16 protein-coding genes are annotated in these 20818 nt (G+C 72.2%); 4 read left to right on the top strand and 12 right to left on the bottom strand.

Features of this window, described 5'->3' with window-relative positions; all coding sequences use genetic code 11:
* Window positions 1-4 precede the first annotated feature (4 nt).
* The 5 genes from H1226_RS12705 to H1226_RS12685 form a co-directional block, all read right to left on the bottom strand.
* A complete protein-coding gene (locus tag H1226_RS12705) occupies window positions 5-979 on the bottom strand; it encodes a carbohydrate kinase family protein (protein ID WP_258349181.1) in 975 nt (324 codons plus the stop codon).
* Window positions 980-1120: 141 nt separating this feature from the next.
* A complete protein-coding gene (metK, locus tag H1226_RS12700) occupies window positions 1121-2323 on the bottom strand; it encodes a methionine adenosyltransferase (protein WP_308011273.1) in 1203 nt (400 codons plus the stop codon).
* A 132-nt stretch (window positions 2324-2455) separates the two neighbouring features.
* Window positions 2456-4165: a glycine/sarcosine N-methyltransferase gene (locus tag H1226_RS12695; RefSeq protein WP_258349180.1), complete on the bottom strand. Its 1710-nt coding sequence runs from the start codon at window positions 4163-4165 to the stop codon at window positions 2456-2458.
* An 897-nt stretch (window positions 4166-5062) separates the two neighbouring features.
* Complete coding sequence (locus H1226_RS12690; RefSeq protein ID WP_258349179.1) at window positions 5063-5551, bottom strand: MSMEG_1061 family FMN-dependent PPOX-type flavoprotein; 489 nt, start codon at window positions 5549-5551, stop codon at window positions 5063-5065.
* Window positions 5552-5695: 144 nt separating this feature from the next.
* On the bottom strand, window positions 5696-7420 hold the full coding sequence (locus tag H1226_RS12685) for an AMP-binding protein (RefSeq protein WP_373690048.1): 1725 nt from the start codon (window positions 7418-7420) through the stop codon (window positions 5696-5698).
* A 417-nt stretch (window positions 7421-7837) separates the two neighbouring features.
* Between H1226_RS12685 and H1226_RS12680 the strand changes: the two genes are divergently transcribed.
* From H1226_RS12680 to H1226_RS12670, 3 genes are all read left to right on the top strand, one after another.
* Window positions 7838-9577, top strand: coding sequence for a glycoside hydrolase family 2 protein (locus H1226_RS12680; protein ID WP_258349178.1), 1740 nt, complete (start codon window positions 7838-7840; stop codon window positions 9575-9577).
* A 116-nt stretch (window positions 9578-9693) separates the two neighbouring features.
* Window positions 9694-10758: an aldose 1-epimerase family protein gene (locus tag H1226_RS12675; RefSeq protein ID WP_258349177.1), complete on the top strand. Its 1065-nt coding sequence runs from the start codon at window positions 9694-9696 to the stop codon at window positions 10756-10758.
* A gap of 77 nt (window positions 10759-10835) precedes the next feature.
* Window positions 10836-11675 (top strand): alpha/beta fold hydrolase, encoded by an 840-nt coding sequence (locus tag H1226_RS12670; protein WP_258349176.1) that lies wholly within the window; start codon window positions 10836-10838, stop codon window positions 11673-11675.
* A 45-nt stretch (window positions 11676-11720) separates the two neighbouring features.
* Here H1226_RS12670 and H1226_RS12665 read toward each other — a convergent pair whose 3' ends face one another.
* Window positions 11721-12623: an esterase family protein gene (locus H1226_RS12665; protein ID WP_258349175.1), complete on the bottom strand. Its 903-nt coding sequence runs from the start codon at window positions 12621-12623 to the stop codon at window positions 11721-11723.
* Window positions 12624-13000: 377 nt separating this feature from the next.
* Between H1226_RS12665 and H1226_RS12660 the strand changes: the two genes are divergently transcribed.
* On the top strand, window positions 13001-14542 hold the full coding sequence (locus H1226_RS12660; protein WP_258349174.1) for an acetolactate synthase large subunit: 1542 nt from the start codon (window positions 13001-13003) through the stop codon (window positions 14540-14542).
* 60 nt (window positions 14543-14602) lie between these two features.
* On the opposite strand, the gene H1226_RS12655 is transcribed toward H1226_RS12660, so the two are convergent.
* The 6 genes from H1226_RS12655 to H1226_RS12630 form a co-directional block, all read right to left on the bottom strand.
* Window positions 14603-15271 (bottom strand): response regulator, encoded by a 669-nt coding sequence (locus H1226_RS12655; RefSeq protein WP_258349173.1) that lies wholly within the window; start codon window positions 15269-15271, stop codon window positions 14603-14605.
* 31 nt (window positions 15272-15302) lie between these two features.
* A complete protein-coding gene (locus tag H1226_RS12650; RefSeq protein ID WP_224966189.1) occupies window positions 15303-15923 on the bottom strand; it encodes a sensor histidine kinase in 621 nt (206 codons plus the stop codon).
* 107 nt (window positions 15924-16030) lie between these two features.
* Window positions 16031-17218 (bottom strand): glycosyltransferase, encoded by a 1188-nt coding sequence (locus H1226_RS12645; protein WP_258349172.1) that lies wholly within the window; start codon window positions 17216-17218, stop codon window positions 16031-16033.
* Window positions 17215-18111 carry a LuxR C-terminal-related transcriptional regulator gene (locus tag H1226_RS12640; protein WP_258349171.1) on the bottom strand — a complete coding sequence of 299 codons (897 nt, stop codon included), beginning with the start codon at window positions 18109-18111 and terminating at the stop codon, window positions 17215-17217. The genes H1226_RS12645 and H1226_RS12640 overlap by 4 nt, the downstream gene beginning before the upstream one ends.
* Window positions 18112-18142: 31 nt before the next feature.
* Entirely contained in the window at window positions 18143-19525 is a 1383-nt protein-coding gene (locus H1226_RS12635; RefSeq protein WP_258349170.1) for a glycosyltransferase family 2 protein, read from the bottom strand.
* 10 nt (window positions 19526-19535) lie between these two features.
* A complete protein-coding gene (locus H1226_RS12630) occupies window positions 19536-20771 on the bottom strand; it encodes a glycosyl hydrolase family 18 protein (protein WP_224967035.1) in 1236 nt (411 codons plus the stop codon).
* Window positions 20772-20818: the final 47 nt, after the last annotated feature.

Below are 20818 nucleotides of genomic sequence, written 5' to 3'. Positions count from 1 at the left end.
GAACTCAACGCAGCTTCGAACCGATCTCGGCGGCGGCGGTGTCGCCGTACGCCTCACCGATGCGCGCGAGGAACGACTCGCGCTCGACGTCGTACTCCTGCGGCCCGTCCGTCTCCAGCGAGACGGTCGCCAGCGTGCAGCCCAGCTGCAGGGCCCGTTCCACGCTCAGCTCGCCGGAGAGCCCCGCCAGGAAGCCGGCGCGCAGGGCGTCGCCGACCCCGGTCGGGTCGCCCTTCTGCTTCTCCTTGGGCGGCTGGATCTCGAAGGTCGGGGCGTCCGCCGACTCGACCTTGAGGCCCTTGGCGCCCAGCGAGGTCACCCACGCGCCGACCTCGGCGAGCACCTCGTCGTGGCTCCAGCCGGTGCTCTGCAGCAGCAGGCTGTGCTCGTACTCGTTGGTGAACAGGTACTTCGCGCCCCGGACGAGTTCGCGGACCGACTCGCCGTCCATCCGGGCCAGCTGCTGGCCGGGGTCGGCGAGGAACGCGTAGCCGCGCTCCCGGCATTCCGCGGTGTACTTGACCATCGCGTCCGGATCGTTCGCGGAGATCACCACGAGGTCCAGCCCGCCCGCGCGGTCCGCGACGGACTTGAGCTCGATCTGCGCGGCCTCCGACATGGCGCCCGGGTAGAACGAGGCGATCTGGTTGAAGTCCTGGTCGGTGGTGCACAGGAAGCGGGACGTGTGCTTGGTCTCGGACACGTGCACCGACGCGGTGTCCACTCCGTGGCGCTCCAGCCACGCGCGGTACTCTTCGAAGTCCTGGCCGACGGCGCCGACCAGCAGCGAGGTGACTCCGAGCTTGCCGAGACCGAAGGTGATGTTCGCCGCGACCCCGCCGCGACGCACCTCCAGCTCGTCGACGAGGAAGGACAGGGACACCTGCTCCAGCTGGTCCGCGATCAGCTGCTCGGCGATCCTGCCCGGGAAGGACATCAGGTGGTCGGTGGCGATCGACCCGGTCACCGCAATCCGCACTGCAACAACTCCTTCTCGGCCGGCCGGCGACATCGTCGGCCACCGGCCTTGAGAACTTCTCGATACCTGGGGCGCACCGGGCCGCGGGGCGCGGCAGTACCGCGCCCCGTGGCAGCCCGTGCGTTCGTCCGCACTAGTCGATCAGATGCCCGCGGCGCTCTTGAGCGCGGCGGCCCGGTCGGTGTTCTCCCAGGGCAGTTCGACGTCGCTGCGGCCGAAGTGGCCGTAGGCGGCGGTCTGCGCGTAGATCGGGCGCAGCAGGTCCAGGTCCCGGATGATCGCCGCGGGACGCAGGTCGAACACCTCGTTGATCGCGGCCTGGATCTTGACCGGGTCGACGTTCTCGGTGCCGAAGGTCTCCACGAACAGCCCGACCGGGGCGGCCTTGCCGATCGCGTAGGCGACCTGCACCTCGATGCGCCCGGCCAGCCCGGCCGCCACCGCGTTCTTCGCCACCCAGCGGGTCGCGTAGGCCGCGGAGCGGTCCACCTTCGACGGGTCCTTGCCGGAGAAGGCACCGCCGCCGTGGCGGGCCATGCCGCCGTAGGTGTCGACGATGATCTTGCGGCCGGTCAGGCCCGCGTCGCCCATCGGACCGCCGACCACGAACCGGCCGGTCGGGTTGATCAGCAGGCGCAGGTCGGAGGTGTCCAGGCCGACGCGCTCCAGCTCGGGCGCGATGACCTTCTCGTTGATGTCCTTGGTCAGCGTCTTGTCGAGGTCGATGTCCTCGGCGTGCTGGGTGGACAGCACGACGGTGTCCAGCCGCACCGGCTGGTCCCCGGCGTACTCGATGGTCACCTGGGTCTTGCCGTCGGCCCGCAGGTACGGCAGCGTGCCGTCCTTGCGCACCTCGGTCAGGCGACGGGAGAGCCGGTGCGCCAGCGTGATGGGCAGCGGCGCCAGCTCGTCGGTGTCGTTGCAGGCGTAGCCGAACATCAGGCCCTGGTCGCCGGCGCCCTGCTTGGCGATCTCGTCGATGACGCCCTCGACGCGGCTCTCGTGGGCGGTGTCCACGCCCTGGCCGATGTCGGGGGACTGCGCGCCGATGGCGATGTTCACGCCGCAGGAGTTGCCGTCGAAGCCCTTCGACGACGAGTCGTAACCGATCTCGAGGATCTTCTCCCGCACGATGGACGGGATGTCGACGTAGGCGTCGGTGGTGACCTCACCGGCCACGTGCACCTGGCCGGTCGTGACCAGGGTCTCCACCGCCACCCGGGAACGCGGGTCCTGGGCCAGCATCGCGTCCAGCACGGAGTCGCTGATCGCGTCGCAGATCTTGTCCGGGTGCCCCTCGGTCACGGACTCACTGGTGAACAACCTGCGGTTGATCTCACTCACGGCTCAACCTCACCTCTCAGCTTCTTTGGCTGCTTCGATCCTTGCGCACTCGTGACACGGATGTCATGAGTGTCCACTCACTGGCACCCCGCCGACCGGCCCAGCGGAGCCGACCGCACGCACGATCGATGATCATGCACGGGCGTGGATGATGCCCCATGCCAGGCTTCCGGCGTTGCCGGACTCCACCCAGGCCCGCAGGCCCCGCTTCATCTTCGTGCGATATTCCTCACCGATGCGGTCGGACAGTTCGGACTCCCGGGACTCCAGCACGTCCAGCACCCGCTGGTAGTGCACGGGCAGGTACGAGCTGAGGTCCTCGAAGTCGATCGTCTGGAGGCCCAAGCGGGCCAGTTCGCGCCGGTAGAAGCCGGGCGAACCCATAGTGTCCAGGTTCAGCCGATCCAGGATCGGACCCAGGTCCCGCTTGCGCGCCGTGTCGGCGGCCATCGGGTCGGTGAACACGAACGAACCGCCCTTGCTCAGCACCCGGGTCACCTCCTCCAGCACGCGCTCGCGGTCACCGCTGTGCAGGATCGCGTCCTGGGACCACACCAGGTCGAAGGCGTTGTCCTGGAACGGGATGTCCTCGAAGGAGCCGTCCTTGACCTCGATGAGCTCGCTGAGGCCCGCGGCCTCGTTGAACTGGACGTTGCGGGCGTTCTCCACCTCGCTGAGGTTCAGGCACGCCACCTTGCAGCCGTAGGTCTTGGCCAGGTAGCGAGCGGCACCGCCGTAGCCGGAGCCGATGTCGAGGATCCGGGTCTCCGGGGTGATCTCGACCTTGCTCGCCATGCGCTCCACGGTGCGCCGGGAGGCGGCGTCGATGTCCTCGTCCGGGGTGTTGTAGAGACCGACGTGGATGTCGTTGCCGCCCCACACGTGGTAGTAGAAGTTGTCGGCGTCCTCGGAATTGTAGTAATCCCGGGCGGTGTGCACCGCCGTGGAATACACGTCCGACAATTCTTCCTCGGTTCGGTAGTTCTTCTCCGCGACGTGGATGAAGAAGTCCGGGTCCTGATCGGCGTAGGTTTCCTGGAAATCGCCGTACGTGTCGATCCGCTGGAATCCGACTTCGCGCAGCAACCGCCGCACGTAGTTCTTCCGCAGCGGGTACATGTTGAGGAAGAACTCGCTCTTGTCCGGGAAGGTGTACTTGAACCGGGCGAGGCCCTCGTCGACGTGGTCGGGCTCCGCGGAGACGTCGTCACCTGCGTAGTAGTAGGTGTGCTTGCTGGAGAACCCGTCGTCCAGGATGGCGTCGTAGTTGCGCTGGTCGATGATCAGCACGCCGTCGTGCTTGAGCATGGCGTAGAACTCGGCCAGGGCCTTGCGCCGGTCGCGCTCGGAGAACAGGTGCGTGAACGAGTTGCCCAGGCAGATGATGGCGTCGTACTCGCCGTGCACGTCGCGGTTCAGCCAGCGCCAGTCGGCGTGCACGACGCGCAGGATGTGCCCGCCGTAGGTCAGGCCGTTGCTGAACGCCTTGGCCAGCATCTGGGGGCTGCCGTCGGCGCTGACCGTCTCGAAGCCCTCCTCCAGCAGGCGCACCGAGTGGAACCCGGTGCCGGTGGCGACGTCCAGCACGGACTCGACACCACGCGCCTTGAGCTGGTCGATGAAGAACCGGCCCTCGCTCTCGTAGCGCTTCTTCCAGTCGATCAGGTCGTCCCACTTGTCGACGAACCCGCCGACGTACTCGTGCGTGTAATGGTCGGATTCGCGCACTTCCAACGGGTTGTCGCCGAAGACCTGCTCCTCGCGGGCCACCAGTTCGGCCGGGTCCTCGGCCGCTCCACCGCGTTCACCGTGCTGAGCCAGGTCGTCCACGCTCTTGGCCATGCTTCACTCCCACCACTCGCGTTGGTCATGCGCCTCATGCACCACTCAGTCCGCGCGAATCCGCCTCGTCGAGATCAACTCGCGGTCGTGCGGGGTCGCCGCTCGAATAAAGGCGACACCTACGCGCCGGCGTGGGCGGCCGATGAATTCAGGCCGCGCACCTACGCCAGTCGTCGCACTCGGCCCGCTCCATTGCCGACCGGCGCTCGACGCGAAATCCGTGCGTCGAGTGACCAAACTATTCGAATGAGTTGCCGAAGCAAGCGTGCAGAGATGTGACACTGATCACAGCAATGGGATATAAGCGTGATTCGCGTCGTCACCCTGGGTAAAAATATGCGCTGCCACCAGCGTTTTTTCTTCCCCATTTTGCGGCATGTCACGATCGCATAAGTGCACCGCAGCGCCGATGTGTGTACGATCGCGTACGCAGCACTTACCACGACAACAGCGAATAGCGCAACCGCGAATACCCACAAAACTTCGGGGACGGGGCTCGCGGCGGGTACCGATTTCCCTATTTGCGCCGGTGACATCGGTCCGGGGAGCTAGGGATGTTACGATGCCCACGGCCGATGCGCCAGCCCCCGACGAGGTTTTTCCGGGATTTTCCACTGAGTCCGCCTGCCCGGCCCGGCCGCCGCCCCGCTCCACCGATCGGACCATCGTCGCAGCGCACACGCGCGACCAGCCCCGAGGACCGCGGAGCGCCCCCGCGCCGGCGGACCGCACCGGCCGCCCGCGCTCCCGGGAGCCGAACTGGAGCGGCACGAATTCGGCGAATTCTGAATTGATCCCCGCGAATGGCGGCCGCTCCCGGCCGGAGACAAGTCTCACCCGAATTCCGCTCCCCGCGCCGCGCCCATCCGACCTCCGCCGGACGTGCGCGCGGAGGGGTCAGTACTTCCGGAAGCGGGCGTCGAGCTTGAGCGCGGCGTTGAACACCGACTCCGGCATCCGGCTGCCCGCCTGGCTCTTCGCGATGCGCCCCGCGCTCGGCACCGTGCCGGGCTCCGGCCAGCTCGCCGGGTCCCACATCGAGGACCGCAGGAACGCCTTCGCGCAGTGCAGGTACAGCTCGTCGATCCGCACCCGGATCGCCAGGTCCGGGCGCTTGCCGTCCACCGCCAGCTCGTCGAGGTGCGGCCCGCCGCGCAGGACGGTGGCGGTGCCGTTGACCCGCACCGTGTCGTTCGAGCCGGGGACGAAGAACAGCATGCCCACCTGCGGGTGCCGCAGGACGTTGCGCAGGCTGTCCAGCCGCCGGTTGCCCTTGCGGTCGGCGAACACCAGCGCCCGGCCCTCCTCGACCACCAGCACCCCGCCGGGGGCGTCGCCGCGCGGCGAGACGTCCATCGAACCGTCCGGGCACGTGGTGGCCAGCACGAAGAACCGGAGCCCGGAGCACCGGGGCGGCCGCCGAACGCACCCCGCGCCGCCCGGACCCGCCTGCGGGCGCGGGTGGACGGCGCGGGAACGTCGTTGCGCCGGACGGCCGAACGGCACCGCCCGGCGCGGGAACCGACGCGATCAGGACTTGAGGTCCGGGAAGTCCTCCTCGCGGTACTCGCCCGCGGGGGACGGCTCCGCGTGGATCTCCTCCTCGCGGGTGCGCAGCTCGACGCGGCGGATCTTGCCGGAGATCGTCTTCGGCAGCTCGGTGAACTCCAGGCGGCGAATCCGCTTGTACGGGGCGAGGTGTTCGCGGGCGAAGCGCAGGATCGCCAGCGCCGTGGCCTCCCCCGGCTCCCAGCCCGCGGCGAGCACCACGTACGCCTTCGGCACCGCCAGCCGGATCGGGTCCGGGGACGGCACCACCGCGGCCTCGGCGACCGCCTCGTGCTCCAGCAGCACGCTCTCCAGCTCGAACGGCGAGATCCGGTAGTCGGAGGCCTTGAACACGTCGTCGGTGCGGCCCACGTAGGTGATGTAGCCGTCCGCGTCCCGCGAACCCACGTCCCCGGTGTGGTAGTAGCCGCCGCGCAGCACCTCGGCGTTGCGCTCGGCGTCGTCGGCGTAGCCGGTCATCAGGCCCACCGGCCGCGGGTCCAGCCGCAGGCAGATCTCGCCCTCCTCGGCCTCCGCACCGGTCGCGGGATCGATCAGCGCCACCTCGAAGCCGGGCAGCGCCCGCCCCATCGAGCCGGGCTTGAGCTCCTGGCCGGGCGTGTTGGCGACCTGCACGCTGGTCTCGGTCTGGCCGAAGCCGTCCCGGATGGTCACGCCCCAGGCGCGGCGGACCTGCTCGATCACCTCCGGGTTCAGCGGCTCGCCCGCGCCCAGCACCTTCCGCGGCGGGGTGCGCAGCGCGGTCAGGTCGGCCTGGATGAGCATCCGCCACACCGTCGGCGGGGCGCAGAAGCTGGTCACGCCGCAGCGCTGCATCTCGCCGAGCAGGGCGGTCGCGTCGAAGCGCTCGTAGTTGTGGATGAACACCGTCGCTTCGGCGTTCCACGGCGCGAACACGTTGCTCCACGCGTGCTTCGCCCAGCCCGGCGAGGAGATGTTCAGGTGCACGTCGCCCGGTTCCAGCCCGATCCAGTACATCGTGGACAGGTGCCCGACCGGGTAGGAGACGTGGGTGTGCTCGACCAGCTTCGGCTTCGCGGTGGTGCCGGAGGTGAAGTACAGCAGCAGCGGGTCCGCCGCCGAGGTCGGTCCGTCCGGTTCGAAGGTCTCCGCGGCCGCCGCGCTGTCGGCGTAGGCGTGCCAGCCGTCGGCTCCGCCGACCGCGATCCGGGTGTAGTCCCCGGGCACGTCGGCGAACTTCGGCGCGTGCGCGGAGGTCGTCACCACGTGCTTCGCGGCGCCGCGGTCGACGCGGTCGCGCAGGTCCGCGGGCCCCAGCAGCGGCGTCGCCGGGATGATCACCGCGCCGAGCTTCATCGCGGCGAGGATGGTCTCCCACAGCTCGACCTGGTTGCCGAGCATGAGGATCAGCCGGTCGCCGCGGGCCACGCCGAGCCCGCGCAGCCAGTTCGCGACCTGGTTCGAGCGGCGGGACAGCTCGCCGAAGGAGAACTTCCGCTCGGAGCCGTCGGATTCGACGATCCACAGCGCGGTGCGGTCCTGGCGTCCGGCGATGGTGTCGAACCAGTCCAGCGCCCAGTTGAACTCGGCGGGGCGCGGCCAGCGGAACGCGTCCCTGGCGGCGGCGTAGTCCTCGCGCGTGTTCAGCAGCAGGTCCCGGGCAGCGAGGAACTCGACGCCACCGGGTCCTGCCGCCACCGCGCCCGCATCGGTCTGCTCGGTCACGTCCGCGTCCTCCTCGGCCACCGGGTGCACGTGCCGCGCGGCCGCCGACCGTCCCGTTCGGACGATCGCCGGCGCGCCGGACCAACTTAACCGGCACGCCCGATCAGATCCATGGCGTTGGTCCGATGCGCGGGCATTCGGGTGGTGCCGTTGACTTCACGTGTGGTCGTGGTCATTCTTGTTGCTTGTTGTGGCTTCGCTTTCGTCCTTTTTCACCGTCTCCGGGGGGCGCGAGCGCGAGCCGCGGCGCCTGGGGGCTGCACCGATCGGCGCGAGCCGATTCGACCCGTCCCCTCCCCCACCGGCTCGAATCCACCAGGAGGCCACGTGCACCGCCGCGCGTTGACCCGCCGACCACTAGTCCGATTCCGCGTCGGCGCTCTGATCGGCGCCGCCATGCTCGCTACCGTGACCGGCATGCCCGCTCAGGCCGAACCCGCCGCATGGGAACCGAAGGACCCGCCGCTGGCGACCCCGTGGACCGACCAGGTCGGCCCGGACAACGCCCTGCCCGACTACCCGCGCCCGCAGCTCACGCGCGAACGCTGGCAGAACCTCAACGGGCTGTGGGACTTCGCCGGATCCGACTCCCCGCCCGCCGAGACCGACGAGCAGATCCTGGTGCCCTACCCGCCGGAGTCCGGCCTGTCCGGCATCCAGCGCCACGACGACCACCTGCTGTACCAACGCGAGTTCGAGGTGCCCGCGGACTGGTCCGGGCAGCGGGTGCTGCTGCACTTCGGCGCCGTGGACCAGCAGGCGACCGTCAGCGTCAACGGCCAGGAGGTCGCCACCCACCAGGGCGGCTTCACCGAGTTCAGCGCCGACGTCACCGACGCGCTCACCGGCGAGGGCCCGCAGCAGCTGACCGTCGCGGTCGAGGACCGCAACGAGGATTCCCCGTTCCCGGTCGGCAAGCAGCGCAACGACCCCAGCGGCATCTTCTACACCGGCGCCTCCGGCATCTGGCAGACGGTGTGGATGGAACCGGTCGCCGACGCGCACATCACCGACCTCGAGATCACCCCGGACCTGGCGTCGAGCAGCCTCGCCGTGCGCGCGGACGGTTCGCGGGGCGGCCGGGTCGAAGTCGTGCTCAGCGAGCGGGACGGCGGCGCGGAGGTCGCCACCGCCACCGGTGAGGCCGGCCAGGACGTGCGCCTGGAAGTGCCGGACCCGCACCTGTGGTCGCCGGACGACCCGTACCTCTACGACGTGCGGGTGCGGCTGCTCGGCGAGGACGGGCAGCCCGTCGACGAGGTCGGCAGCTACGCCGGGATGCGCTCCATCGGGCTCGTCGACGACGAGCAGGGCAGGCCGCGGCTCGCGCTGAACGGGAAGATCCTGTTCCAGCACGGCCCGCTGGACCAGGGCTACTGGCCGGACGGCATCTTCACCGCGCCGACCGACGAGGCGCTGCGCTTCGACCTGGAGCAGACCAAGGAACTCGGCTTCAACATGGTGCGCAAGCACATCAAGGTGGAGCCCGCCCGCTGGTACTACCACGCCGACCAGCTGGGCCTGCTGGTGTGGCAGGACATCCCCGCGCTGGTCAACGGGCAGACCCCCGGCGACGAGGCGAAGGCGAACTTCGAGGCCGAGGCCGCCGACATCGTCGACCAGCTGCACAACTCGCCGTCCATCGTCACCTGGGTGCCGTTCAACGAAGGCTGGGGCGAGTTCGACACCGCCCGCGTCGCCGAGCAGGTCGAAGCGCAGGACCCGACCCGGCTGGTGAACCCGGCCAGCGGCGTGAACTGCTGCGACTCGCTGCCGGACACCGGTGCCGGGCACATCTACGACGACCACACCTACGTCGGCCCCGGCGCGCCGGACGTGACCGGCGACCGCGCCTCGGTGGACGGCGAGTACGGCGGGCTGGGCCTCGTCGAGGACGGCCACCTGTGGCCCGGTGAGCCCTCGTCCTACGAGATCGTCGACACCCGCGCGGACCTGACCCGCCGATACCAGGAGGTGCACGACGACCTGGTGCGCATCATCGGTGAGAAGGGGCTGTCGGCGTCGGTCTACACGCAGACCACCGACGTGGAGAACGAGGTGAACGGCTTCTTCACCTACGACCGGCAGATCCTGAAGCCGGACCTGGAGGCGGTGCGCGCCGCGAACCGGGCCGTGATCGACGCGGGCACCCCGTGATCGGTCGGGGCGTGGCCGACCCGGCCACCCCGTGAGCGACGCCCCGGCCGGACCCACTACCGGCCGGGGCGTTCTTCCCACCGCAGCAACGGATTCCCGCGACGAGGAGGACGACGATGTCCCAGGAGCACGGTTCCCCCACCAGGTGGAGCAGGCGATCGTTGGGCGGTGCCGCGCTCGCCGCGGCCGGCGCGGCCGGGCTGACCGCCGCGGCCGGGGCGCTGCCCGGTGCCGGGCGCGCCGCGGCGGAACCCCCGGCCGGTGCCGGGAGGTCGATGCACGGCAGGCTCTACGAGCTGCGCTCCGGGCGGCACACCGCCGTGGTCGCGGGCGTGGCGGCGACGATGCTGTCCTGGCAGGTCGACGGGACCGAGATGCTGCTGACCCACGGCGCCGACGAGCTCGGCGAGGGCTGGCAGGGCAAGACGCTGCTGCCGTGGGCGAACCGCATCGACGGCGGCAGCTACGAGTTCGGCGGCGAGCGGCTGCAGGTGCCGATCAACGAGCCGGAACGCGACTGCGCGCTGCACGGCCTGATGGGCTTCACCGAGTGGAGCCCGGTGGAGCACCGGCGGGACCGCGTGGTGCTGGAGCACGTGCTGCCGCCGCACTACGGCTACCCGTTCCAGCTGGCGTTCCGCATCGAGTTCGCCTTGGAGCGCGGCGGGTTCCGCAGCACGCTGTCCGCGCGTAACATCGGCTCCGGCGACGCCCCGTTCGCCACGGCGAACCACACCTACCTGGCGGCGGGCACCGGCACCCTCGACGACCTCGTGCTGGAGCTGCCCGCGGACACCTACTACGAGGTGGACGACCGGCTGCTGCCCACCGGCACCTCCCCGGTGGCGGGCGGCGAGTTCGACTTCCGCGCGGCGCGGCCGATCGGGTCGACGGTGATGGACACCGCGTTCACCGACCTGGCCCGGGACGCCGAGGGCACCGCGACCGTCCGGTTCGGACGGTCGGACGGGAGCGAGGTGGCGCTGTGGGTGGACCGCACGCACGGCTACCTGCAGGTCTACACCGACGACTCGCCGGAGGCCGACCGGCCCGCGCGCTCCGGCATCACCGTGGAGCCGATGACGTGCGCCCCCAACGCTTTCGTCACCGGTGACGGATTGATCGTGCTGCGTCCCGGGCAGGAGCACCGCGGCAGCTGGGGCTACCGCATCGAGGAGTAGTCCGCCGCCCGCCCGCGCGGTGGCACCGCCCGCCACCGCGCGGACCGGGGCGACGGCCGAAGTCCTACAGTGCAGTCGTGGCCGACTACATCCAGATCCCCACCCCCGCGGGCACCTTCGACGCGCTCAGCGCCGGCGCCGAAGGCGACCGCCCCATCCTGCTGCTGCACGGGTTCCCGCAGGCCGCCATCGAGTGGCGGGAGCAGCTCGCCGTGCTCGGCGGCGCGGGCTGCCACGCCGTGGCGCCCGATCAGCGCGGTTACTCCCCCGGAGTGCGCCCGGCGGAGGTCTTCGAGTACCGGATGGAGGCGCTGGTCGGCGACGTGCTCGCCATCGCCGACCAGCTCGGCTGGGACCGGTTCGACGTGGTCGGGCACGACTGGGGTGCGGCGGTGGCCTGGTCGGTCGCCGCGGCCCACCCGGAGCGGATCACGACGCTCACCGCGGTGTCCGTGCCGCACCTGGACGCGTTCGCCCGCGCGCTGCGCGAGGACGAGGACCAGCAGCGGCGCTCCGAGTACATGCAGGTGTTCCGCCGCTCCGGCTCCGACAAGCAGCTGCTGGAGGACGGCGCGCGGCGGTTGCGCCGGATCTACGAGCACAAGATCCCGGAGCCGCACGTCGAGGAGTACGTGCAGCGCTTCACCGAACCGGGCGCGCTGGACGCCGCGCTGAACTGGTACCGCGCGGCGAAGTTCGCCGGGCCCATCGGGCGGATCCAGGTGCCGACGCTGTACGTGTGGAGCACCGAGGACGCCGCGCTCGGCTCCACGGCGGCGCTGGCCACCGGCGACCACGTCGACGGCGACTACCGGTTCGAGATGGTCGAGGACGTCTCGCACTGGGTCCCGGAACAGGCACCGGAGGAGTTGACCCGGTTCCTCCTGGAACACCTCATCGCCCACCAGGAGGCGTGAGCGGGGTCCGGTGGGCGGGTTCCCCACCGCGGCCCCGCTCTCCGGTCAGCCCTCCGCGGACACCCCGGTCGCGAGGAACCGCAGCATCTCCGAGCCGACCGCGTCGAACACCGATCCGTCGTGCCCGCCGGGCAGCACCGACATCACCGGCGTGTTCGGGTGCTCCGCGGCCAGCTGCTCGGCGCCTTCCCGGTACACGTCGACGTCGCCGACCCAGATGCCGAGCGGGACGTCGCCGAGCCGGTCGGTGTGGCGCAGCGGGTCGTGCTCGTGCCACTCCTGCTCGGTGGCGAACACGCCCTTCTCGTTCATCAGCTCCCAGGTCACGGGCAGCGCGGGTGCCAGCAGCGCCGCGGCCTCCACGGGCAGGCCCACCTGGGTGCGTTCGGCCGCGTAGTTCAGCGCGCCGAAGCCGCCGGTCGATATTCCGGCGACCGCGAACGGCAGCCCGTCGCGGTCGCCGAGGTGGCGGGACCGCAGCCAGGCCGGGACCTCTTCCAGCAGCATGCTGAGCAGGTCGCCGTTGGCGGAGCCGTCGTTCCAGTACGAGTTGAAGCCGCCGTCCACCGCCAGCAGGCCGAACGGCGGGATGGCGCCGCCGGCGTACTCGGTTTCGAGCTTGCTCAGCGTCTCGTACGGGATCGGGGTGGGGCTCATCCCGTCCCTGCCGTGCAGGTACAGCACGATCGGCAGGTTCTCGGTGGCCTCCAGCCCGTTCGGGAACGCGAACATGAGCTGCACGTCCCCGTCCCGGTAGTAGGACCGCTCGGTGTCGACCCGGAGCACCGGCCCGGTCGCCGCCGGGGTCCGCGGCATCGGTCTGCGCAGCGGCGCCTCGGCCGTGGCCACGCCCGGGTTGGAGCGCCCGCACGCCGCCGCGGTCGCACCGACCGCCGTCACACCCATCAAGGACAGCAGGCTCCGCCGCCCCAGTCTCACGTTCCGCATTCGCCTGCCACCACGTCGTCAACGTCCCGCGAACACTTTACTGGTCGTCCCTCGACTCGTGTTGCGCAGTGCGGCCACCGCCACGCCTCCGAACCGGCCCTGCGGGTCGTGGCGGTGTCCTGTCAGCGGCGAAGCCGATGAGCAGCGACCCAGCAAGCAACCGGACCACCCGCGGGTTCTCAGCGTTCTCCTCGCGAGGACACTTTTTCCCTCGTGGCGGAGCCACTCGGGAAAAAGATCCCGCAGCGAGGAGAACGGTGAGGTGCCGCCACCCCAGCATCACGCAACAGAAGTTCGAACCCGGCAGAGTCAGTGGTTGTCCGCGAGGCTGGGCGGTTGCAGCATGACCTGGGAACCGAGTGGAGAGGGGAACGGGTGTGAACGGTGCGGAGAGCCTGCTCACCGCGGCCCGCGAGGCGGGCGTAACGACGTGCTTCGCGAACCCGGGCACGACGGAACTTCCGCTGGTGGAGGCGTTCGACTCGGTCGGCGGCATCCGAACGGTGCTCGGCCTCGCGGAGGGCGTGGTGACCGGCGCCGCCGACGGCTACGCGCGGATCACCGGGCTACCGGCGATGACGCTGCTGCACCTGGGTCCGGGCTTCGCCAACGGGATCGCGAACCTGCACAACGCGCGGCGCGCCCGCACGCCGGTGCTCAACGTGATCGGCGAGCACGCCACCTGGCACCAGGCCGCGGACGCGCCGCTCGCCGCCGACATCGATTCGCTGGCGCGGCCGGTGTCGTGCCGGGTGGTCCGCACGACGAGCACCGCGGCGGCCGCGGGCGAATTCCTCGAAGTCCGGCAGGCCGCGCTGCGCGAGCGGATGCCCGCGACGCTGATCGCCGCCGCCGACCACATGTGGACCGATGGCGGCGAAGTCCCCGCGGTCCCGGCAGAACCGGATCGATCCACTGTGGACGAGCAGCGGGTCGCGGGGATCGCGAAGCTGCTCGCCGGGCCGGGCCGCCCGGTGCTGTTGCTCGGCGGGGAGGCGCTGGGCGCGGAGGGACTGCGGCTGGGCGCGCGGATCGCCGCCGCCACCGGCGGGCGGGTGTTCGCCGAGCGGAACCCGGCGCGCCTGGAACGCGGCCCCGGCGTGCCCACCGTCCGCTCGCTGCCGTACTTCCCGGAGGACACGCTCGCCGCGCTCGCCGAGCACACCCACCTGGTGCTCGTCGGCACCGGCGTCCCGGTGTCGTTCTTCGGCTACCAGGGTCAGCCGAGCGTTCCGGTGCCCGAGCACGTCCAGGTGCACACCCTCGCCGACCTCGACGAGGACGCCGTCGGCGCGCTGGCCGCGCTCGCCGAGGCGGCCGGGGCCGACGCGGAACCTCCCGCCCGCGAGCAGCCGGTGCTGCGCCCGCCGGAGGGCGAGCTGCACGCGAAGGCCGTCGCCAGCGCCATCGCGCTCGAACAGCCCGACGGGGCGATCATCGTCAACGAGGGCGTCACCGCCGCCGCGGCCTACCCGGCGGTCGCCGGCGCCGCGCCCGCGCACACCGAGCTCGCGCTGACCGGAGGGGCGATCGGCATGGGCATCCCGGTCGCCACCGGCGCCGCGCTCGCCGCCCCCGACCGGCCGGTCATCACCTTGCAGGCCGACGGCAGCGCCGCCTACACGTTGCAGGGGTTGTGGACGCAGGCCAGGGAAGGGCTCGACGTGACGACCGTGATCTGCGCGAACTCCCGGTACCGCATCCTGGAGGCCGAGCTCGGCCGCGCCGGGGTGCGCCGTCCGGGGCCCGCGGCGACCGGCATGACCAGCCTCGCCGATCCCGGCGCCGACTGGGTCGCGCTGGCCACCGGCTTCGGCGTCCCCGCCGTGCGCGCCACCACCGGCGAGGAGCTCCGCACCGCCCTGCGCCGCGCCACCGCCGAACCCGGACCGCACCTCATCGAAGCCGTCCTGCCCTGACCCGCCGCGACCCGGCCCGTTCGTCCCGCGCCGCCGGTCGAACGGGCCGGTCCACCGGCCTCACTTGACGCAGCGCTGCGGTGCGGCGATCAGGTCGTGGCGGAGCGCGAGGGAGGCGGCTTCGAGGCGGGAGTGCACGCCGAGCTTGGTGAGCACCGCCTGCACGTGGGTGCGCACCGTTGCCGGGGACACCCCCAGCGACTTCGCCATCGTCGCCGTCTGCGCCCCCTCGGTGAGCATGCCGAGGCACTCGCGTTCGCGGGCGGTCAGGTAGGAGGCGAGCCGCCGCGCGTCGAGCGCATCGCCGCGCTGCTGCTGGGCGGGAACGCGGGACGCGGCCAGCGCCACGACGGTCTCCCCCGCCGCGACCGCGGTGAGCGCGTCCAGCAGGTTCGACAGCCCGCACATCTTGTTCACGTACCCCGCCGCGCCCGCCGCCAGCGCGCCGCGCACCCCGCGGGCGTCCCCGTCGGCGGTGAGCACCACGACTTTCGTGGCCGGCCCGGCGGCTCGCACCTCCGCGAGCCGCGCCACCCCGTCCCCGTCGCCGAAGAACCGGTCCAGCAAGCAGATGTCCGGGGCCAGCCTGCGCACCGCGGCGACCGTGCCCGCGATCGAACCCGCGGTGCCGACCACCGGGAACCCGCGTGCGGACAGCGCCGAGACCAGCGCGTCCACGAAGATCGCGTGGTCGTCGCCGAGCAGCACCCGCGTCGAACCGTCCCTCATCGCTCTCCCCCATCGTCGCCCCGTGCGAGCCTCACGCCGCCGGGAACACCAGCCGAGCCCGCGTCCCCCGCCGCGGCGCCGGATCCAGGTGCAGCCGCGCACCGCAGGACTGCGCCAGCGCGGTCACGATGCCCAGGCCGAGCCCGCTGCCCGCGGCGGGTGCGCGGCCGAGACCGGGGCCGTCGTCGACGACCTCCGCCGTCACCGCGCCGCCCGGGTGGCGGGTGGCCCCCAGTTCCACCACGCCACCCGGGCCCGCCGCGCGCGCCGCGTTGTCCAGCAGGTTCGCCAGCATCCGCCACACCGCCGCGGGGTCGGCGCGCACGTGCACCGGGGCGCCCGGGTGCACCAGCAGCGTCGGCGCACCGGCTCCCGCGCGGGACGCGGCGAGCCCGCCGAGCAGCCCGCGCAGTTCCACCGCCACCGGTTCGCCCGGGGCGCCGCCCGCCGAGACCAGCTCCAGCAGGCGCACCAGCTCCTGGTGCACCAGCTCCAACCGGTCGCGGGCCTGCGCGGGCAGTTCCGCTTCCGAGCGCATGCCCTCGGTCAAGTAGGACGCGGCCGCCAGGCCGTGCCCCAGGTCGTGCAGCAAGCCGCGCAGCCACCGGTCCGCTCCGGGCGGTGCAGGCGCGGGCAAGGATCCGGTTCGCACCACCGCTCCCCTCCGCTCCGAGACGCCGCGGCCGTCGGGCCGCGCTACCCGGACTTCGCGTCAGCACTGCCCGCTCGTTGCAGTCTCATACCTTCAGGGGATGACCGTCACCGCAGGTCACGGATGTGGCGCGGCGGCTCCACCGGCCCGCCGAACCGGTCCGACCCGGTCGCGGCGGCGGTCACCGGCTCGCCGCGGTAGGCGGCGGCGAGGTCGGCGGCCAGGGCCGCCGCGGTGTGCGCGCCGAGCACCCGCCGCCGCGCGGCGGTGGCGAGCCCGGCGGCCAGCTCCGGGTCGGCCAGCAGCCGGGACACCGCGGAGGCCAGCAGGTCCGGGCGGGCCGGGGGCACCAGCAGGCCCGTCACCCCGGGCACCACGACGTCGCCGATCGCGTTCACCGCGGTGGCCACCACCGGCACGCCCGCGCTCATCGCCTCCACCACCGCCAGCGGCAGCCCCTCGTAGTGGCTGGGCTGGACGAACACGTCGAACGCGGGCACCAGCTCCGGCGCGTCCGTGCGGTCCCCGGCCAGCACCACGCGCGCCCCGAGCCGCGCCGCGGCCGCCCGCACCCGCGCGGCCCGCTCCCCGTCGCCGATCCACACCCCGGTCACGTCCGGGCGCCGCAGCGCCGCCAACGCGGCCACCCAGTCCTCCGGGGCCTTCTGGTAGACGAGCCTGCCGACGGCGCCGACGACGACCGCCGCGGCGGGCAGCCCCAGCTCGCGGCGCGCCCGCTTCGGGTCGACGGGCACCGGTGGCACCGCGACCCCGGTGGTGCGGACCCGGTCCGGGGCGACCAGCCCGCGCCGCACCGCTTCCACCGCGACCCCGGTCCCGACGCACAGCGCCACGTCGGTGACCCGCCCCAGCGCGCGCTCCACCGCCAGGTAGGTCCGCCGCCGCGGGGCGCGCTGGAACTCGTGGAACGGGAAGCCGTGGTAGGAGTGCACGATCCGCCGCACCCCGGCCCGGACCGCGGCGACCCGGCCGAGCGCGCCGGCCTTGGCGCAGTGGGTGTGCACCACGTCGAAGGAACCGCGCCGCAGCAGCGCCGTCAGCCGCAGCAGCGCGCGCAGGTCGTCGGCGGGGGCGATCGGGGCGCGCAGCGACGGTTCGAGGACGCAGGCGGCGCCCGCCGCCGCGGCGTCCCGCAGCAACCGGCCGCCGCTGCCGGTGATGACGGTGACGTCGAACTCGCGCCGGTCCAGCGCGAGCGCGCCGCGCAGCGCCATCGCCCCCGCCCCGCCTTCGAGCCGGGTGATCACGGTGGCGACGCGCGGCGGGCGGTTCATCGCCGGTCCGGCGGGGAGGGCCGGCCGATCGTGCCGATCTCGCCGGGGGCGCGCGGTTCGCCGGACGCTCCGGCGGCGCCCGGTCGTCCCGACGTGCTCGGTGGCCCGGAAGCGCCGAGCTGCCCGGGAACGTCCAGCGATCCGGAGGTGTTCGATCGCCCGGGAGCGTCCGGCTCCCCGGAGTCGCCCGGTTGCCCGGGAGCGCGCAGCCCCGCCGCGGCGGCCACGCTCACGGCCTCCAGCTGGGAGTGCACCCGCAGCTTCGCGAGGATGCTGCGGGTGTGGGTGCGCACCGTCTCGGCGGAGATCCGCAGCTCCGCGGCGATGCGGCTGCCGCGCTTGCCCTCGACCATGCCGCGCAGCACGTCCAGCTCCCGGTCGCTGAGCACGTCCAGCGGACCGTCCCGGCGGGCGGCGCGCACCACGTCGGCCCGCAGCCCGCGCAGGACCTCCCCGAGCAGCTCCGGCGGGTACCAGGCGTGGCCGCGGCACACGCCGCGCAGCACGGTGGTCAGCTCGTCCACCCCGCACTCCTTCGGCACCCACCCGGCCGCCCCGGCGCGCGCCGCGTCCACCGCCCGCTGCGGGTCGAGACCACCGGTGAGGACGACGACGTGCACCGCGGGCCGGTGGGTGCGCACCGACTCCACCAGGTCCCCGGTGGAGCGCACCGGGTCCACGTCGACGGTGACGACGTCCGGGCGCAACCGGTCGACCAGGGCGGGCAGCTGCGGATCGTCGGTGGCGCACCGGCCCACCACCCACACGTCCGCCACCTCGGAGAGCCGGGCGCTCAACGCCTCGGTGAGCATGAGGTGGTCGTCCACCATCAGCAGCCGCAGCACGTTCACCACCTCACGGTCCCGCGCCGCGGCGCGGAAGTCCTCATCCACCTGCGGGAGACAGGCCGGCTTCCGCGCCACCTCAGCCGGCCTGCGCACCGGCGCCGAGTCCGGGCTGCTCGCCGGGCGGCTCGACCCGGTGACGGCGCGGGCTGCTCCAGCGGCCGGTGGAGCGCGACCACCACGCCAGCGGCAGCGCGGCGAGCGCGATCGCCGAGTCCAGCACCCGCATCGGCAGGAACAGCCACGCGTAGAACAGGAACCGCGGCTGCCGCTGGATGATCGCCACCACGACCGTCAGCAGCAGGTCCGGCAGCACGATCCCCAGCAGCAGCGCGGGAACCGTGAGGTAGCCCGACACCGCCTCGTAGGTGCCGGCGAACCACGGCACGGTGAGCACCCCGCCCACCAGTTCCGGCACCAGCAGCACCAGCAGCACCAGCGGCAGCAGCACCAGCATGATCCCGCTGGTGAGCAGCTCCACCAGCAGCAGCGTCAGCATCGCGGTGAACAGGTTCAGCCGCGGCGGGTGCCTGCGCACCGTCTGCCACAGCCCCAGCGACCACCGCTTCGACTGGCGCACGTAGTCCCGCAGCGTGCCCGGGTCCTGGGTCGCGGCGACCGCCGAGGGCGTGAACCCGACCTTGCCGAGGCGCTTCTGGTAGACCTCGAAGGTCATGTTGAAGTCCTCGATGACCAGCCCCGGCGGGTTCACCTCGATGTTCGGCAGCACGTCGGTGCGGTAGACGCTGGCGAATCCCGGCACGATGTGGGTGGCGTTGACGTGCCGCCAGGTCTGGCCGAACTTCAGCAGGTACTGCGTCATCGAGTAGATCCGCTGCCGGTGGAACGCCACCACGCGCCCGGCGAACGACAGCGAGCGGTCCCGCCACTCGGTGCGCACGCAGCCCGCGACCGCCACCACGTCCGGATCGTCGAACAGCGGCAGGGCGGCGCGGAAGTAACCCGGTTCCACCCGGGTGTCGGCGTCCAGCAGCATCACCAGGCGGAACCGGCGAACCAGCCGGAACCGGCGGATGCCGACCTGCAGCGCGCCCGCCTTGCCCACGTTGTCGTCGGTGCTGATCACGTTGACCCCGGCGCGCCGGGCGAGTTCGACGGTGCGGTCGGTGGAGCCGTCGGAGACCACGTGCACCTGCTTCAGCGGCACCAGCCGGGTGATGGCCCGCAGGCTCTCCGCGATGACGAGCTCCTCGTTGTGGGCGGCGATGAGCACGGCCACGTCGGTGAGCTTCAGGCCGGTGGCGCGGCGCAACCGGTGGCGCCCGGGCTGCGCCTTCTTCTCCCGGTGCGCCTGCAGGTCGGCGACCTTCGTCCGGCGCGGCACCATCCGCTCCCGCGCGGTGCCGCGCCAGCCGTCGAGCACCCGCAACAGCCCGATCAGGCCCCACAACGTGAAGTTCGCGCCGAAGACCGCGATCGCCAGCACCCACCACGGGATCATGACCGCCCCCTCATTCGCCGACCGGCAGGCTCTCCGCCAGCCGGTTCCAGGTGGCGGTGTCCTCGTAGCCGTACATCCACAGGTAGACGCCGCGGATGCCGGAGCCGCGGGCCACTTCGAACTTCGCCTTGGAGCTGACCGAGTTCTCGAACCACACCTCGTGCTCGCGGCCGCGCTCGTCGGTGTAGCGGAACCACGGGGTCTGGCTGACCGGGTCGTAGTTGGTCTCGGCGCGGTGCTGGGTGGCGAGCTGGAAGGCCTGCAGCCAGGTGACGTTGGTGCCGTGCTCGCCGACCCAGTCGTAGCCGTAGAGCGGGATGCCGAGCACGATCCGCTCCTGCGGGATCTTCGACTTGGCGTACTTCACGACGTCGCGCACCCAGCCGATCGGTGCGACCGGCCCGGGCGGCGAGGTCCCCCAGTGGAAGTCGTAGCCCATCAGCCGCACCTGGTCGGCGGCCCGGCCGATGACGGCGAAGTCCTGGGCGACGTTGCGCTCGTCGTAGCCCTCGTCGCTGGCCTTCGCGAACACCGCCACCGACAGGGTCTTGCGCTCGGCCCGCAGCGCCGCGCCCAGTTCGGTAACGAAGGCGCTGAACGCGTCCCGGTCCCCGGCGCGCAGGTTCTCGTAGTCGATGTCGATGCCCGCGTAGTCCTCGCGCTCGACCAGCGCGACGATCTCCCGCACGTGCCGGTCCCGCAGCCGCGGGTCGTGCAGCACCTTCGCGACCGGTTCGTACGCCCAGCGCCCGTCGGTGATGTTGGCCAGCGAGGCCACCACCGGCACCCCGGCCTCGCGGAGCTTCCCGACCTGCTCGGCGACCTCTGCGGTGCGCTCCGGCGGGAACTGGTGGGTGATCCGCCCGTCGTCGCCGAGGCCGTAGATCCACGGCGAGACCTCGTTCACCGAGTCCCGGTTGGCGACGACGGTGGTGGTGCCGTTGCCGAGGTTCCAGAACGGCAGCGACGCCACCACCAGCGTGCCCGGTTTCGACGGCGACATCATGCGCGGCGCCGCCATCACGACCACCAGCAGCGCGGCGATCGCGATGAGCGCGATGAACCAGACGGAGCCGCCGAAGTGCCGGACCCGCCGCGCCCGCGGGCTGGGGCCCTGGTCCGGCGGCCAGGACCGCGGTCCGGTCGGTTCCGGTTCGTCCGGGCCGGATCCGGCCCAGGTCCGCCGCCACCACGCGGTGAGCTTCGCCCCGAGGCCGTCCTGCTCGGCGCCGTCCGCGGTCGCCACACCATCTCGTTCTCCTTCCCGAACCCCGTCGTCGCTCATCGCCGCCC

Source organism: Saccharopolyspora gregorii, from assembly GCF_024734405.1.
Classification (GTDB): Bacteria; Actinomycetota; Actinomycetes; order Mycobacteriales; family Pseudonocardiaceae; genus Saccharopolyspora_C; species Saccharopolyspora_C gregorii.
The sequence above is the reverse complement of the archived record's forward strand: the minus strand, read 5'-3'. Positions and strand labels throughout refer to the sequence as shown.

Excerpts from the sequence above, each read along its gene's own strand:
- H1226_RS12695 (WP_258349180.1), bottom strand. The coding sequence starts at position 4,165 with ATGGCCAAGAGCGTGGACGACCTGGCTCAGCACGGTGAACGCGGTGGA.
- H1226_RS12680 (WP_258349178.1), top strand. The coding sequence starts at position 7,838 with ATGCCCGCTCAGGCCGAACCCGCCGCATGGGAACCGAAGGACCCGCCG.
- H1226_RS12675 (WP_258349177.1), top strand. The coding sequence starts at position 9,694 with ATGTCCCAGGAGCACGGTTCCCCCACCAGGTGGAGCAGGCGATCGTTG.
- H1226_RS12665 (WP_258349175.1), bottom strand. The coding sequence starts at position 12,623 with ATGCGGAACGTGAGACTGGGGCGGCGGAGCCTGCTGTCCTTGATGGGT.
- H1226_RS12655 (WP_258349173.1), bottom strand. The coding sequence starts at position 15,271 with ATGAGGGACGGTTCGACGCGGGTGCTGCTCGGCGACGACCACGCGATC.
- H1226_RS12645 (WP_258349172.1), bottom strand. The coding sequence starts at position 17,218 with ATGAACCGCCCGCCGCGCGTCGCCACCGTGATCACCCGGCTCGAAGGC.
- H1226_RS12635 (WP_258349170.1), bottom strand. The coding sequence starts at position 19,525 with ATGATCCCGTGGTGGGTGCTGGCGATCGCGGTCTTCGGCGCGAACTTC.